This is a genomic window from Streptomyces griseoluteus (genome assembly GCF_004784465.1).
GTDB classification, from domain to species: domain Bacteria; phylum Actinomycetota; class Actinomycetes; order Streptomycetales; family Streptomycetaceae; genus Streptomyces; species Streptomyces griseoluteus.
This window is the reverse complement of record NZ_SRRU01000007.1, coordinates 266940-281574: the sequence shown is the minus strand read 5'-3', so window position 1 is coordinate 281574 and position 14635 is coordinate 266940. Positions and strand designations below refer to the sequence as shown.

Sequence of the window (14635 nt, the reverse complement as noted above, 5' to 3'; positions counted from 1 at the left end):
CCGATCCGATACGGACTCCCCGGCGCTGGGAGAGCCTGGGGGGTACCGCCGCAGATCCTACAAGGACTCCGGTGTCCGGTTCGCGCGGACCATGTCGACGAAGAGCGCGTGCACACGGTGGTCGCCGGTCAGTTCCGGGTGGAACGAGGTGGCGAGCACGTTGCCCTGGCGTACGGCGACGATGTGGCCGTCGTGCTCGGCGAGCACCTCGGCGGCCGCGCCCACGGACTCCACCCACGGGGCGCGGATGAAGACGCCCTCCACGGGTGCGCCCTCGACGCCCTTGACGTCGACCGCCGCCTCGAAGGACTCGTTCTGGCGGCCGAAGGCGTTGCGGCGGACGATCATGTCGATGCCGCCGATGGTCTCCTGGCCCGAGCGCGGGTCGAGGATCTTGTCGGCGAGCAGGATCAGCCCGGCGCAGGTGCCGTAGACGGGCAGCCCGGCGCGCACGCGGGCGCGCAGGGGCTCCATCAGGCCGAAGAGGACGGCCAGCTTGGAGATGGTGGTGGACTCACCGCCGGGCAGGACGAGGGCGTCCACCTCGGCGAGTTCCTCGGGGCGCCTGACCGGCCTGGCCACGGCGTCCGCCGCGGCCAGGGCGATGAGGTGCTCCCGTACGTCGCCCTGGAGGGCCAGGACGCCGATGACGGGGGTGTTCATGGTGTGCAGGTCCTACCAGCCGCGGTTGGCGTAGCGCTCGGTCTCGGGGAGGGTGTCGCAGTTGATGCCGACCATGGCCTCGCCGAGGTTGCGGGAGGCGTCCGCGACGATCTTCGGGTCGTCGTAGAAGGTGGTGGCCTTCACGATGGCGGCGGCGCGCTTGGCCGGGTCGCCGGACTTGAAGATGCCGGAGCCGACGAAGACGCCCTCGGCGCCGAGCTGGCGCATCAGGGCGGCGTCGGCCGGGGTGGCGACGCCACCGGCGGAGAACAGGACGACGGGGAGCTTGCCCAGCTCGGCGACCTCCTTGACCAGCTCGTAGGGGGCGCGCAGCTCCTTGGCGGCGGCGAACAGCTCGTTGTGGTCGCAACCGCGCAGCTTGGCGATCTCGCCCTTGATCTGGCGCAGGTGGCGCACGGCCTCCACGACGTTGCCGGTGCCGGCCTCGCCCTTGGAGCGGATCATGGCCGCGCCCTCGGCGATGCGGCGCAGGGCCTCGCCCAGGTTGGTGGCACCGCAGACGAAGGGGGTGGTGAACGCCCACTTGTCGGAGTGGTTGACCTCGTCGGCCGGGGTGAGCACCTCGGACTCGTCGATGTAGTCGACGCCGAGGGACTGGAGCACCTGGGCCTCGACGAAGTGGCCGATGCGGGACTTGGCCATGACCGGGATCGAGACGGCGTCGATGATGCCCTCGATCATGTCCGGGTCGGACATGCGGGCCACGCCGCCGTCCTTGCGGATGTCGGCCGGGACCCGCTCCAGGGCCATGACGGCCACGGCGCCCGCGTCCTCGGCGATCTTCGCCTGCTCGGCGTTGACCACGTCCATGATGACGCCGCCCTTGAGCTGCTCGGCCATGCCGCGCTTCACACGGGCGGTGCCGGTCTCGGGACCCTGGTTGTCGATGATGGACACGCGTGACCTCACTGGTGGGTAAGACGGTTTCTGCACCGCCGAGGAAACGCGACCGGGCCGGGCCACATCAAGGGCCAATGGGAAGCCGGTGGATCGTTTTGTCCCGGCGTGCCCCTGCGGGCCCCGCTCAGGCGACCCGTTCGACCAGCGCGGCGGGCGGTTCGTCGTCCATCTCGAAGGCCAGGGGGAACGGCGCGTGCCCGGCCAGCCGGAACCAGCGGACCTTGCGGTGCTCGCGCAGCCGGCGGGCGGCGCCCACGGCGTCGTTGTGGAAGCGGCGGGCCATCGGCACCCGGCGCACCGCCTCGGCCAGCTCGTGCGCCGCGTCCTCGCCGCCGGGGGCGGCCCGTACGCCCTCCACCTGGCGGGCGTCCTCGAACACGGCGCGCAGGGCCTGGCTCAGCTCGCTCTCCGCGACCTCGCGCTGCTCCTCCTCGGCCTGCCGGGCGGCGTGCGCGGCCTCGTAGAGCACTATGGAGGCGGCCGGGTCCAGGACGCCGGAGGTGGCGAGTTCCTGCGCCACGGACGCCCGGCGCAGCAACTGCGCGTCCAGAGCGGCGCGGGCGGCGTCCATGCGGACGTGCAGCCGGTCCAGCCGTCCGGCGGTCCAGCTCAGGTAGACGCCGATCGCCAGCAGTGCGACGAGAATCCAGATGAGGGTGGGGATCACGCGCGAAGGTTATCGGTGGAGGACGGGGTGCCGGTCTCCGCGTCCCGCTCGCGGGCCAGGCCGAACCAGGACCACAGGCCGGGCCGCTCGTCGGTGGCGACCGCCGCGGTGCCGGTGGTGACCGTCTCGTACACCGAGAGGATGTCCGCACCGACCGTGGACCAGTCGAAGCGGCGCACATGGGCACTGCCCCGCTCCCGCAGCTCCGCCCGGCGCCCGGGGTCGGCGAGCAGGGCGACGGCCTTCTCGGCGAGCGCGTCGGCGTCCTCGTTGGCGAAGACCTCGCCGGCCTTGCCCTGGTCGAGGACCTGGACGAAGGCGTCCAGGTCGGAGGCGAGCACGGGGGCGCCCGCCGACATGGCCTCGACCAGGATGATGCCGAAGCTCTCGCCGCCGGTGTTGGGCGCCACGTACAGGTCGACGCTGCGCAGGAAGCGGGCCTTGTCCTCGTCGCTGACCATGCCGAGGAACTCCACGCGCGAGCGCAGCTCCCCGGGCAGCTCCTCTACGGCCGCCTCCTCGTCACCCCGGCCCGCGACCAGCAGCCGGGCCTCCGGGTGGGCGGCGACGATCTTCGGCAGGGCCCGCATCAGTACCGGCAGGCCCTTGCGGGGCTCGTCGATGCGCCCTATGAAGCCGATGGTGCCGCCCTGCCACTCCGCCTTGGGCTCGGCGTCGGCGAAGAAGTCCACGTCGACCCCGTTGGGGATCACCACCGCGTCCCCGCCCAGGTGCTCGACCAGGGTGCGCCGGGCGTACTCGCTGACCGCGATCCGGGCGCTGATCTTCTCCAGCGCGGCCTGGAGGATCGCGTAGGCGGCGATCATGGCACGGGAGCGCGGGTTGGAGGTGTGGAAGGTCGCCACGATGGGCCCCTGCGCCGCCCAGCAGGTGAGCAGGCCGAGCGAGGGCGAGGTCGGCTCGTGGATGTGCACCACGTCGAACGCGCCGTCGTGCAGCCACCGCCGCACCCGGGCGGCCGACAGGAACCCGAAGTTCAGCCGGGCCACCGACCCGTTGTACGGCACCGGCACCGCGCGGCCCGCCGAGACCACGTAGGGCGGCAGCGGGGTGTCGTCGTCGGCCGGGGCGAGCACCGAGACCTCGTGGCCGAGGCGGATGAAGTACTCGGCCAGGTCCCGGATGTGGAACTGGACGCCACCGGGCACGTCCCAGGAGTACGGGCAGACGATCCCGATTCTCACGCGGGTCCCTTCGCCGGGTCGAGGTCGGCGAGCCACAGCCGCTGGAGCATGTGCCAGTCCTCCGGGTGCTCGGCGATCCCGGAGGCGAAGGCGTCGGCCAGCGCCTGGGTCATCACGGCCGTCTTCTCGGTCCGGGTACCCGTCCCGGGCACCTCGACCGGCGGGTGCACCCGGCCCTGCATCACCGGCGAGTCGTCGTACCAGAGGGTGACAGGGAGCAGCTGGGCGCCGGTCTGCTGGGCGAGCAGGGCGGGCCCGGCGGGCATCCGGGCGCGCTCGCCGAAGAAGTCGACCTCGACGCCGGCGGCCGACAGGTCCCGGTCCGCGACCAGGCAGACCAGGCCGCCGTCGCGCAGCCGCCGGGCCAGGGTGCCGAACGCGGAGGCCCCGCTGTGCGCCAGCACCTCCATGCCCAGGCCCTCGCGGTAGGCGACGAACCGGTCGTACAGCGTCTCCGGCTTCAGGCGCTCGGCGACGGTGGTGAAGGGGATGCCGAGGGTGGTGGTGACCCAGGCGCCGGCCAGGTCCCAGTTGGCCAGGTGCGGCAGCGCCAGTATCACGCCCCTGCCCTCGGCCAGGCCGTCCGTCAGATAGTGGGCGCCCTTGGGGTCGAAGCCGGTGCGCACCCGCTCCGCGCTCCAGGCGGGCAGCCGGAAGGACTCCATCCAGTACCGCAGGTAGGAGCGCATGCCCGCGCGGGACAGCTCCGCGAGCCGTTCCGGGGAGGCGCCGGGCACCACGCGCGCGTAGTTGGCCTCCAGCCGCTGGACGCCCTTGCCACGCCGCTTCCAGGCGGCGTCCGCGACGGTACGGCCCAGCCGGGCGGCGACCGGTTCGGGGAGCTTCTTGACCGTGCTCCAGCCGAGCCCGTACAGCCCGTCGGTGAGGCGTTCGGCAGCGGTCACTTGGCCGCCTCGCTCCCGGTGTCGAGCCGGGCCGCCTCTTCCGCCTCGGCGGACTCGCGGCGCACCGTGACGACCCGCTGGATCAGCGTGACGAGACTGCCCACCGCGACGATCCACAGGGCGACCGGCAGCAGGTACTGGATGCCCGGCACCCCGAACTTGTGCAGGCCCGCGAAACCGGCCGCGACCAGCGAGATCACCAGCCGCTCGGCCCGCTCCACCAGACCGTTCACCGCCACCGGCAGCCCGATCGCCTCGCCGCGCGCCTTGGTGTACGACACCACCTGGCCGCTGGCCAGGCAGAAGATGGAGACCGCGCACAGCACGTTGTCCTGGCCGTTGCCCGCGTACCAGAGGGCGAAGCCGCCGAAGATCGCGCCGTCCGCGACCCGGTCCAGGGTGGAGTCCAGGAACGCGCCCCAGCGGCTGGAGCGGCCGAGCTGGCGGGCCATGTTCCCGTCGACCAGGTCGGAGAAGACGAAGAGCGTGATCACGATCGTCCCCCAGAAGAACTCTCCCCGGGGGTAGAAGACCAGCGCACCCGCGACCACACCGGCGGTGCCGATGAGCGTCACCGCGTCGGGGCTCACCCCCCGCCGGATGAGAAACGCGGCGAACGGCGTGAGGACACGCGTGAAGAATGCACGCGCGTACTTGTTCAGCATGGCCTTCCCGACGGTCGGTGTCGCCGTGGCCCCTGGTGGCCGCCGGCTGGCCCATCGTAGCCACGCGCGCCCGCGCACGGGGGCGGGCACCCTCCGCCACGGCACGATCCGTGACCATCCACACGGCGCCGCGGGGCCTCGGGGGTCCGTCGTATGGACGCGGCATGACGGGAGTGGAAAGCTCGAAGGACCGCGGGCGCCGCCGGAGCCGCCGCACCCACGCGGGACCCCGCCGCGTTCGCGTCCCCGATGACCTCACCGTGCACGGGAGGCAGAACCATGGGCGACAAGACGCACGCACACCCCGGAGCCGCCGGCAGAGCAGTGACGGCCGACCACCCCGCGTCCGTACGGAACGTGGTGCTGGTCGGCCCCTCCGGATCGGGCAAGACCACCCTGGTGGAGGCCCTCGCACTCACCGCGGGGGCGGTGAACCGGGCGGGCCGCGTCGAGGACGGCGGCACCGTCTCCGACCACGACGACATCGAGCACCGCCAGCACCGCTCCGTACAGCTCTCGCTGGTCCCCGTCGAATGGGACGGCATCAAGATCAACCTCCTCGACACCCCCGGATACGCCGACTTCGTCGGGGAGCTGAGGGCCGGTCTGCGCGCGGCGGACGCGGCCCTCTTCGTCGTCTCCGCCTCCGACGGCGTGGACGGCGCGACCCGGATGGTGTGGGAGGAGTGCCAGGCCGTCGGCATGCCCCGCGCCCTCGTCGTCACGCACCTGGAGTCCGCCCGCGCCGACTTCGAGGAGATGACCCGGGTGTGCGCCGAGGCGTTCGGCGCCGACGACCCCGACGCCGTCCTCCCCCTCTACCTCCCGCTGCGCGGCGCCGCCGGAGCGGACGGCCACGCCCCCGTGACCGGCCTGGTCGGCCTGCTCTCGCGGAAGCTCTACGACTACTCCCCCGGCGAACGCAAGGAGTCCGAACCCGGCGGGGACCAGTTGCCCACCCTGGAGGGCGCCCGCGACCGGCTCATCGAGGGGATCATCGCCGAGAGCGAGGACGAGACCCTCATGGACCGCTACCTCGGCGGCGAACAGGTCGACGTCAAGACCCTCATCGAGGATCTCGAGCGGGCCGTCGCCCGCGGCACCTTCCACCCCGTCCTCGCCGCCGCACCCGCCGCCGAGGGCGCCCGCCAGGGCCTCGGCACGGTGGAACTCCTGGAACTGATCACCCGAGGGTTCCCCACCCCCTTCGAGCACCCCCTGCCCGACGTCACCGACCTCGGCGGCACCCCCCGCGAGCTGAGCCCCTGCGACACCGAGGGCCCTCTGGTCGCCGAGGTCGTCAAGACCTCCTCGGACCCCTACGTGGGCCGCCTGTCCCTGGTCCGTGTCTTCTCCGGCACCCTGCGCCCCGACGACACGGTCCACGTGTCCGGACACGGCCTCGCCGACCGGGGCCACGAGGACCACGACGTCGACGAGAAGGTCGGCGCCCTCTCCATGGCCTTCGGCAAACAGCAGCGCCCGGTCACCCGGGCGGTCGCCGGCGACCTCGTCTGCGTCGCCAAGCTCGGCCGCGCCGAGACCGGCGACACCCTCTCCGCCAAGGACGACCCTCTGCTGATGGAGCCCTGGCGGATGCCCGACCCGCTGCTCCCCCTCGCCATCCAGGCCCACAGCAAGCCCGACGAGGACAAACTCTCCCTGGGCCTCTCCCGGCTCGTCGCCGAGGACCCCACCATGCGCCTCGAACAGAACCAGGACACCCACCAGGTCGTCCTCTGGTGCCTCGGCGAGGCCCACGCCGACGTCGCCCTGGAACGGCTCCGCAGCCGCTACGGCGTCCAGGTCGACGTCGTCCCGCACAAGGTGCCGCTGCGCGAGACCTTCGCCGGCAAGGCGGCCGGACGCGGCCGGCACGTCAAGCAGTCCGGCGGCCACGGCCAGTACGCCATCTGCGAGATCGAGGTCGAGCCGCTGCCCGGCGGCTCCGGCATCGAGTTCGTGGACAAGGTCGTCGGCGGCGCCGTGCCCCGCCAGTTCATCCCCTCCGTCGAGAAGGGCGTCCGCGCCCAGGCCGCCAAGGGCGTCGCCGCCGGCCACCCCCTGGTCGACGTGCGCGTCACCCTGCTCGACGGCAAGTCCCACTCCGTCGACTCCTCCGACGCCGCCTTCCAGACGGCGGGCGCCCTCGCCCTGCGCGAAGCCGCCGCCGAGGCCCGCATCCACCTGCTGGAACCGGTCGCCGAGGTCGCCGTCCTGGTCCCCGACGACTACGTCGGCGCCGTCATGAGCGACCTGTCCACCCGGCGCGGCCGCGTCCTGGGCACCGAACAGACCGGCGCCGGACGCACCCTGGTCCGCGCCGAGGTACCCGAGTTCGAGATCGGCCGGTACGCCATCGACCTGCGCTCCCTCTCCCACGGCACGGCGTCCTTCAGCCGCGCCTACGCCCGCCACGAACCGATGCCGCCCCAAGTCGCGGAGAGACTGCGCGAACAGGACGGTGAGACCCCGTAACTCCCGGCACCGGCGGGCGGCTTCGGCCGTCCGCCGACGTGTGGGGCACCGCTGCCGATACGCTGGCCGACGGGCCCCGGACCGGCCGAACCGGCGCCGTGGCCACGAGACATCGCAACGATGTCCGGTTCGGCAGGTGTGCGCGGCGGGGAAGCCGGGAAGGCCGCAGGAGCGACACGGCGGCGATGGGGGCGGGAATGTCGGTAGGGACGGAGTGGGACGGGCCTCAGGTGCCCGTCTCCGGGGACGAGGGCCAGGCGGCGACCCTCGCACTGGCCTCGGCGGCCTACCGGGACACCCCCATGCCCGAGATCAAGAAGGCCGACAACGAGTGGCACACGTCCACCGTCAAGGCCGGCCGCATCCCGCTGTTCCGCCCCAACCTGGGCGAAGCCTTCTCCCGCGCCGTCGCCGACCGCCTCCTCGCACCCGGCCGCAAGCCCCTGATCCAGTCCTTCGGCGCCGACCCCCAGGTCGTCGTCGAGCACTGCCTGGCCGCCAACAACATCCGCCGCGAACGCGACAACAAGCTGACCCTGGTGATGGTCGTCTGCGGCCTGATCTTCCTGCCCGGCCTCCTCGCCTGGCTCCTGGTCTTCCTGCTCCGCTCGTTCCTGGCCAAGCGCGAGGGCCGGGCCGGGGCACTGGGCACCGCGCTGCTCGCCGGAGTCGGCGTCCTCGCCGTGCTCTTCCTGCTCAAACTGCCCTTCGGCGGCTTCTGGGGCTGGTACACCCGCGCCGCCGTCGTCGTCCCCGTCCTCGGCTGGTTCTGGGCCCGCCGCGTCTGCGAGCGCACCGCCGCCGACCTGCGCGAACGCTGGGGCGGACTGCTCTCCGGCACCAGCGTCGGCGCCAAGGTCCCCGAGGCCGTGCCCCGCAGTCCCGGCGAGACCGCCGCCGAACAGCTCCGCCAGTCCCTGGCCCGGCTCGGCGCGGAACAGCGCTCCAACTCCGTCTTCTACGCCGGCCCCAAGGGCATCCTCGGCATGGGCACCCGCTGGGGTTCCTGGCAGCTCGCCGAGGAACTCGTCTCCGCCGACCCTCCGCGGGAGATCCACCCCTTCCGGAGCTGGGACGTCATACGCGCCATCCACGACCAGCTCAGCCTGCTGGAGCGCGGCCCCCTCAACACCGGCGGCTTCCCCCGCCCGTCGATACGGCACTGGATCGTCACCCCGATCGGCGAGAACGCCGACGAGGTCTCCCGGCCGGAGGGCACGGACGTCGAGGCGTTCCAGGTCAAGCCGCACGCCATACAGGAGATCTGCAACAAGCAGCAGTTCGGCAGCGGCGACCGGCACTACCTGGGCGTCCAGTGGACCCTTTGGGACGGCCAGCTGGTCCTCACCATGATGATCACGGTGACCGTCCTCCACGAGACCCTGCGCATCGAGGTCACCGGCCACGCCCTCGGCCCGGTCAACCCGCTCTTCCACACCAAGCCGGCCGCCCCCACCAAGGAGGTCGCCAAGACCCTCAAGCCGTGGGAGAACCGCACGGTCAAGCTTCCCCTGGTCCCCACCGACGAGGTCGTACGGCTCGCCGTCCGCGCCCCGCTGACCTGGTTCCCGCCGACCCTGAACTGGCTCGGCGGCTCCATCGGCCTGCCCGAGCCCTTCGGCCTGCGGCACGCCTGGGCCGACCAGCCGTGGCGCCACCGCTTCATGGCCGACGACGCCCTGCGCGCCGCCACCCCGGTCCTCAGGGTGGTGCACTCCGCCGCGATCAAGGTGCTCAAGGAGAACGGCGTGGACACCGAGAAGTTCGGCGCCCGCTCCGCCTTCCTCAGCGGCCTGGTCCAGGACCCCGCACCGAGGAAGGCCGACCTGTACGACGCGTGAGCGCGCTCAGCTCTCCGGCCAGGCGTCCGCGAGCATCTTGCGGGTGTCGCCCAGCAGCTGCGGCAGCACCTTCGTCTGGCCCACCACCGGCATGAAGTTCGTGTCGCCGCCCCAGCGGGGCACGATGTGCTGGTGGAGGTGGGCCGCGATGCCCGCGCCCGCCACCGAGCCCTGGTTCATCCCGATGTTGAACCCGTGCGCCCCGGACGCCGTCCGCAGCGCCGTCATGGCCTGCTTCGTCAGCTCCGCCAGCTCGGCCGTCTCCGGACCGGTCAGATCGGTGTAGTCAGCCACATGCCGGTACGGCACCGTCATCAGATGACCGCCGTTGTACGGGTACAGGTTGAGCACCGCGTACACATGCTCACCCCGGCGGACGATCAGGCCGTCCTCGTCGGATTTCGCCGGGATCGAGCAGAACGGGCAGCCGTCGTCCGCGCCCGGACCGCTCGGCTTGTTCTCGCCCTGGATGTAGGCCATCCGGTGGGGCGTCCACAGGCGCTGGAACGCGTCCTGCGTCCCCACTCCGATCTGCTGCTCCGGCTCACTCGTCATGCAAGGCAGCATATGGCTTCGCCCGTTCGCGGCGTGTCGCCGGGGCGGCGGGAAGGCTCCGGACGGCCAAGCTGGGCCGGTGGACCACGACAGAACCAGGACCCGCTGGGAGCATCGCACCGAGATGCCGCTCACCGTGGCGTCCCTGACGTTCCTCGGTTCCTACGCCGCCCTCGTCCTCGCCCCCCGCCCCGGCACCGCCTGGGACGACATCTGGCTGGTGCTGCTGCTGGCCTGCTGGGCCCTGTTCGCCGTGGACTACGCGATGCGCTGGAGGCTCAGCGGCCAGGGCATGAGCTTCGTCCGCACCCACTGGCTGGACACCCTCGTCCTGCTCCTGCCGCTGCTGCGCCCGCTGCGGATCGTGCGGATCTACGAGTCCGTGGAGCGCCGGCGCGGCATGCCCCGGCTCCCGCTGTACGCGCGGGTCATCGCCTACTCGGGGATCTCCACCCTGCTGATGGGCTTCACCGGCGCGCTCGCGGTCTACCAGCAGGAGAAGGGCGCGCCGGCCTCACATATGCGGACCTTCGGCGACGCCCTCTGGTGGGCGTGCTCCACGCTGTCCACGGTGGGCTACGGCGACGTCGTCCCGGTCACCGCGGGGGGCCGGGCCATCGCGGTGGCGATGATGGCGGGCGGCCTGGCCCTGCTGGGCGCGGTGACGGGGTCGTTCTCGTCGTGGCTGCTGCAGGTGTTCGCGCGGGAGGAGGACGACGAACCCCCGAGGCGGGGATGATGCCTCGGGGGTTCGTACGGATCTGTCCGGGTCAGACCTGGACCCGCTCCGCCACGACCTTCTCGATCTTGGCGATGGCCTCCTCGAACGGGATGCCGTTCTCCTGCGAGCCGTCGCGGTAGCGGAAGGAGACGGTGCCCGCGTTCATGTCCTCGTCACCGACGATGATCATGAAGGGCACCTTCTGGCGCTGGGCGTTCCTGATCTTCTTCTGCATCCGGTCCGAGGAGGAGTCCACCTCGACCCGCAGACCCTTCCGCTTGGCCTCGGCCGCGAACTTCTCCAGGTACTCGACGTGCGCGTCCCCGATCGGGATGCCCACCGCCTGCACGGGAGCCAGCCACGCCGGGAAGGCACCCGCGTAGTGCTCCAGCAGCACGGCGAAGAACCGCTCGATGGAGCCGAACAGGGCGCGGTGGATCATCACCGGGCGCTGCTTGGAGCCGTCGGGGCCGGTGTACTCCAGGTCGAACCGCTCGGGCAGGTTGAAGTCGAGCTGGATGGTCGACATCTGCCAGGTACGGCCGATCGCGTCCTTGGCCTGGACGGAGATCTTCGGGCCGTAGAACGCGGCGCCACCGGGGTCGGGCACGAGCGGCAGGCCCTGCTTCTCGGCGACCTGACGCAGGGTCTCGGTCGCCTCCTCCCACGCCTCGTCGGAGCCGACGGACTTCTCCGGGTCCTTGGTGGACAGCTCCAGGTAGAAGTCGGTCAGACCGTAGTCGCGCAGCAGACCGAGGACGAAGGTGAGCGTCCGGTCCAGCTCCTCGGACATCTGCTCACGGGTGCAGTAGATGTGCGCGTCGTCCTGGGTGAAGCCGCGGGCGCGGGTGAGGCCGTGCACGACGCCCGACTTCTCGTAGCGGTACACGGTCCCGAACTCGAAGAGACGCAGCGGCAGTTCACGGTACGAGCGACCGCGCGCGTCGAAGATCAGGTTGTGCATCGGGCAGTTCATGGGCTTGAGGTAGTAGTCCACGCCCTCGTCGAGCTGCATGGGCGGGTACATGCCGTCGGCGTACCAGTCCAGGTGGCCCGAGGTCTCGAAGAGCTTCCCCTTCGTCGCGTGCGGGGTGTAGACGAACTCGTAGCCCTCCTCCTCGTGGCGGCGCCGCGAGTAGTCCTCCATGACCCGGCGGATGATGCCGCCCTTGGGGTGGAAGACGGCGAGGCCGGAGCCGATCTGCTCCGGGATGGAGAAGAGGTCCAGCTCGCTGCCGAGCTTGCGGTGGTCGCGCTTCTCGGCCTCGGCGAGGAACTCCAGGTGCGCCTTCAGCTCGTCCTTGGACGGCCAGGCGGTGCCGTAGATGCGCTGGAGCATCGGGTTCTTCTCGCTGCCGCGCCAGTAGGCGGCCGCGTTGCGCATCAGCTTGAACGCCGGGATGTTGCGGGTGGAGGGCAGGTGGGGACCGCGGCAGAGGTCCTTCCAGCACAGCTCGCCGGTCTTGGCGTCCAGGTTGTCGTAGATGGTCAGCTCGCCGGCGCCGACCTCGACGTCCGCGCCGTCGTCGGAGGAGGCCGAGCCCTTGAGGCCGATCAGCTCCAGCTTGTAGGGCTCGTCGGCCAGCTCCGCGCGGGCGTCCTCGTCGGAGACCACACGGCGGGAGAACTTCTGGCCCCGCTTCTGGATCTCCTGCATCTTCTTCTCGATGGCCTTGAGGTCATCGGGGTGGAAGGGCTTCGCCACGTCGAAGTCGTAGTAGAAGCCGTCCTTGACCGGCGGGCCGATGCCCAGCTTGGCCTCGGGGAACAGCTCCTGCACGGCCTGGGCCATGACGTGCGCGGTGGAGTGGCGCAGGATGTTGAGACCGTCCTCGGAGGAGATCTCGACGCCCTCGACCTCGTCGCCGTCGGACAGCTCGTGGCTGAGGTCCTTCAGCTCGCCCGCCACCCGCGCGGCGATGACGGAGCGCTCGCCCGCGAAGAGGTCGGCGGCGGTAGTGCCCGTCGTCACCACGCGCTCTTCCCGCTCGGAATCGCGTTGGATGATCACACGGACGTCTGACACCGGTCTCTCCTGACTGAAGGCTTAAGTGCGGCGCCGTACCAGGAGCGCGCGCACAAGGGATCGTACCGACCCGCCCCCGCCGACCGCGAAACGGTTACTTTGCGTCGCCGTCCCCGTACGCCTCTCCGCATGCCTCCTCGAAGAAGTCGAGGTTCTCCTGGAGGGACTTCATCAGCCGGTCGCGTTCGGTCTCGTCGACCCGTACCGGGACGACCCCGGTGGCGCCGGTGAGCCTGCGAAAGCCGCCCCGGCGCTCCAGCCGGCCGCGCACACGGACCGGGAGGCCGACGAGGTGGGCGTGGCCCGCTATCCGGTAGTCCTCCTCGCCGAGGGTGAGCCGCAGGTGGGGAACCTCGGCGCCCGCGAGCACCCGCAGCCGTACCGTGCCCGCGCCGCGCGGTCCGGACCGGCGCAGCCGGACGACGACCCCGGTGACGCTGACGCTCTCGGAGGGTTCGGCGCGCAGGTAGCGGGCGCCCGCGGCCCGCAGGGCGGGGAGGTCGCCGGGTGAGAACTCGACGGGCCCGGCCGAGGCGGCGCAGCCGTCGGGGATGCCGGCCGCGGGTGCCCAGGCGATGGCGATGCGGGCGCCCTCGGTGCCCCGGACGAGGGCGGTGAGGGCCTCGGTGAGTTCGCGGCTGACGCCGGCTTCCACCGCCCCGTCGAAGGCGTCCGTGCTGCCGGTGGCGCGCTGGTAGTCGATGGCCTCGCGGGTGGCGTGCAGGGCGTGGTGGAGACGGACGGTGAGGGGGCGGCCGGCGGGGGCGGGGGCGAAGGCGGTGAGGGTGCGGCCTTCGGCGGCGGGGCCGAGGAGGACGTCGCCGAGGAGCGCGGTGGCGGGGCCGCGGTGCCGGGCGCCGTGGTAGCCGCTGCGGGCGCGGGTGGCGAGGGCGGCGGCGAGGAGGGTCTGGCGGGCGGCGGCGCGCAGGCCGTCGTCGAGGGTCCAGGGGGTGGCGCCGTCGACGGGTCCGGCGGGGGTGTCTCGGTGCCAGCGGATCTCGTCGCTGGGGACGGCGAGGGCGATGAGGATCTCGCGGGCGGAGGGGGCGGCGCTGCGGTCCAGGGCGTGCAGGGCCTCGCCGAGGAGGTCGTCGGCGTCGGGGAAGGCGCGGGTCTCGGGGACGAGGAGGCTGGTGGGGCCTTCGGCGGGGGTGGGCGGGGTCCAGCGGCCGTAGCGTCCGGGGACTCTGCCGCGTCTGAGCCAGCCGTGCCGGCGGAGCAGGGCGGTGAGGTCGGCGGGGTCGACGCGGGCGGGGTCGGGGGGCCGGTGCCAGGCGGAGTCGTCGGGGTGGGGGCGGAGCATGCGCAGGGGTTCGTCCGGGCTTGTCATGGTCTGCCTCCGGTGCCGACGCGCGCCATGATCTCGCAGAGGGCGCGGTCGTCGAAGATGCGCGCGGTGGGGACGCGGACGGTGGTGCGGGTGCGTCCGGTGACGGGGTGTCCGGCGAGGTTGACCCAGTAGCAGCAGTGTCTGAGGTCGAGCCGGTCGTGTCCGGCGCGCAGCCAGTCGTCCTGGGAGCGCGGGACGATCATGACGACGAGGATCTTGTGCACCGAGACGGGGGTGCGGGCGAGTTTGCGCAGGTGGTCGTTGTCCAGCGTGAAGGAGAAGGAGGGGCCGGGGGGCCGGGGGGCGAGCTGGTAGGTGCATTTGAGCTGCACCTTGATGGTGACCTCGTCGTCCACGGTGTGGCCGGGGGCGCTGTGGCTGACATGCCAGTCGATGCCGTTGTCGGGGAACGGCTGGGACAGCGAGCAGCCGGCCGCGGCGGCGACCGCGTGCAGATAGCCGACCTGCAGGGTCTCCATGCAGGCGGTGGTGGCGAGGGTGCCGCGAAGGTGACCCGTGCGGTCGGGCAGCAGCCCGCCCCGCTCGGGCTGCGCCATGGCCATGGGACAACAGCCTTCCGAACCGGGGGTTTCCCCATTGCGGGCCGCTGAACTGCAAAGACCCGTACTCCTGTTGTCTCCGCCCGGCGTACGGCGCA

Annotated in this window: 13 protein-coding genes; 3 read left to right on the top strand and 10 right to left on the bottom strand. The window is 72.0% G+C overall.

Annotated features, from left to right (window positions below):
* Positions 1 to 57: 57 nt before the first annotated feature.
* The 6 genes from pdxT to pgsA form a co-directional block, all read right to left on the bottom strand.
* Complete coding sequence (pdxT, locus tag E5082_RS20785) at positions 58 to 663, bottom strand: pyridoxal 5'-phosphate synthase glutaminase subunit PdxT (protein WP_135792740.1); 606 nt, start codon at positions 661 to 663, stop codon at positions 58 to 60.
* A gap of 12 nt (positions 664 to 675) precedes the next feature.
* The gene (gene pdxS, locus E5082_RS20780) at positions 676 to 1581 is read right to left on the bottom strand and encodes a pyridoxal 5'-phosphate synthase lyase subunit PdxS (protein WP_030810697.1); all 906 of its coding nucleotides are present in this window, start codon (positions 1579 to 1581) and stop codon (positions 676 to 678) included.
* Between the two features lie 127 nt (positions 1582 to 1708).
* The gene (locus E5082_RS20775; RefSeq protein ID WP_030810699.1) at positions 1709 to 2251 is read right to left on the bottom strand and encodes a LemA family protein; all 543 of its coding nucleotides are present in this window, start codon (positions 2249 to 2251) and stop codon (positions 1709 to 1711) included.
* On the bottom strand, positions 2248 to 3456 hold the full coding sequence (locus tag E5082_RS20770; protein WP_135792739.1) for a glycosyltransferase family 4 protein: 1209 nt from the start codon (positions 3454 to 3456) through the stop codon (positions 2248 to 2250). The genes E5082_RS20775 and E5082_RS20770 overlap by 4 nt, the downstream gene beginning before the upstream one ends.
* Positions 3453 to 4361 (bottom strand): phosphatidylinositol mannoside acyltransferase, encoded by a 909-nt coding sequence (locus E5082_RS20765; protein ID WP_135792738.1) that lies wholly within the window; start codon positions 4359 to 4361, stop codon positions 3453 to 3455. The genes E5082_RS20770 and E5082_RS20765 overlap by 4 nt, the downstream gene beginning before the upstream one ends.
* Positions 4358 to 5026, bottom strand: coding sequence for a phosphatidylinositol phosphate synthase (gene pgsA, locus E5082_RS20760; protein ID WP_135792737.1), 669 nt, complete (start codon positions 5024 to 5026; stop codon positions 4358 to 4360). The genes E5082_RS20765 and pgsA overlap by 4 nt, the downstream gene beginning before the upstream one ends.
* 279 nt (positions 5027 to 5305) lie before the next feature.
* Here pgsA and E5082_RS20755 point away from each other — a divergent pair, with 279 nt between their 5' ends.
* Together E5082_RS20755 and E5082_RS20750 are read left to right on the top strand one after the other, a co-directional pair.
* A complete protein-coding gene (locus tag E5082_RS20755) occupies positions 5306 to 7504 on the top strand; it encodes an elongation factor G-like protein EF-G2 (protein WP_135792736.1) in 2199 nt (732 codons plus the stop codon).
* Positions 7505 to 7701: 197 nt separating this feature from the next.
* Positions 7702 to 9345 carry a hypothetical protein gene (locus E5082_RS20750; RefSeq protein ID WP_135792735.1) on the top strand — a complete coding sequence of 548 codons (1644 nt, stop codon included), beginning with the start codon at positions 7702 to 7704 and terminating at the stop codon, positions 9343 to 9345.
* 6 nt (positions 9346 to 9351) lie between these two features.
* On the opposite strand, the gene E5082_RS20745 is transcribed toward E5082_RS20750, so the two are convergent.
* Entirely contained in the window at positions 9352 to 9912 is a 561-nt protein-coding gene (locus E5082_RS20745; RefSeq protein WP_135792734.1) for an HIT family protein, read from the bottom strand.
* A 67-nt stretch (positions 9913 to 9979) separates the two neighbouring features.
* Here E5082_RS20745 and E5082_RS20740 point away from each other — a divergent pair, with 67 nt between their 5' ends.
* Complete coding sequence (locus E5082_RS20740) at positions 9980 to 10639, top strand: potassium channel family protein (RefSeq protein WP_135792733.1); 660 nt, start codon at positions 9980 to 9982, stop codon at positions 10637 to 10639.
* 31 nt (positions 10640 to 10670) lie between these two features.
* Here E5082_RS20740 and thrS read toward each other — a convergent pair whose 3' ends face one another.
* The 3 genes from thrS to E5082_RS20725 form a co-directional block, all read right to left on the bottom strand.
* Positions 10671 to 12647 carry a threonine--tRNA ligase gene (thrS, locus tag E5082_RS20735; protein WP_135792732.1) on the bottom strand — a complete coding sequence of 659 codons (1977 nt, stop codon included), beginning with the start codon at positions 12645 to 12647 and terminating at the stop codon, positions 10671 to 10673.
* 94 nt (positions 12648 to 12741) lie between these two features.
* The gene (locus tag E5082_RS20730; protein WP_135792731.1) at positions 12742 to 13977 is read right to left on the bottom strand and encodes a hypothetical protein; all 1236 of its coding nucleotides are present in this window, start codon (positions 13975 to 13977) and stop codon (positions 12742 to 12744) included.
* Positions 13974 to 14540: a DUF4365 domain-containing protein gene (locus E5082_RS20725; RefSeq protein ID WP_135792730.1), complete on the bottom strand. Its 567-nt coding sequence runs from the start codon at positions 14538 to 14540 to the stop codon at positions 13974 to 13976. Before E5082_RS20725 ends, E5082_RS20730 begins: the two co-directional genes overlap by 4 nt.
* Positions 14541 to 14635: the final 95 nt, after the last annotated feature.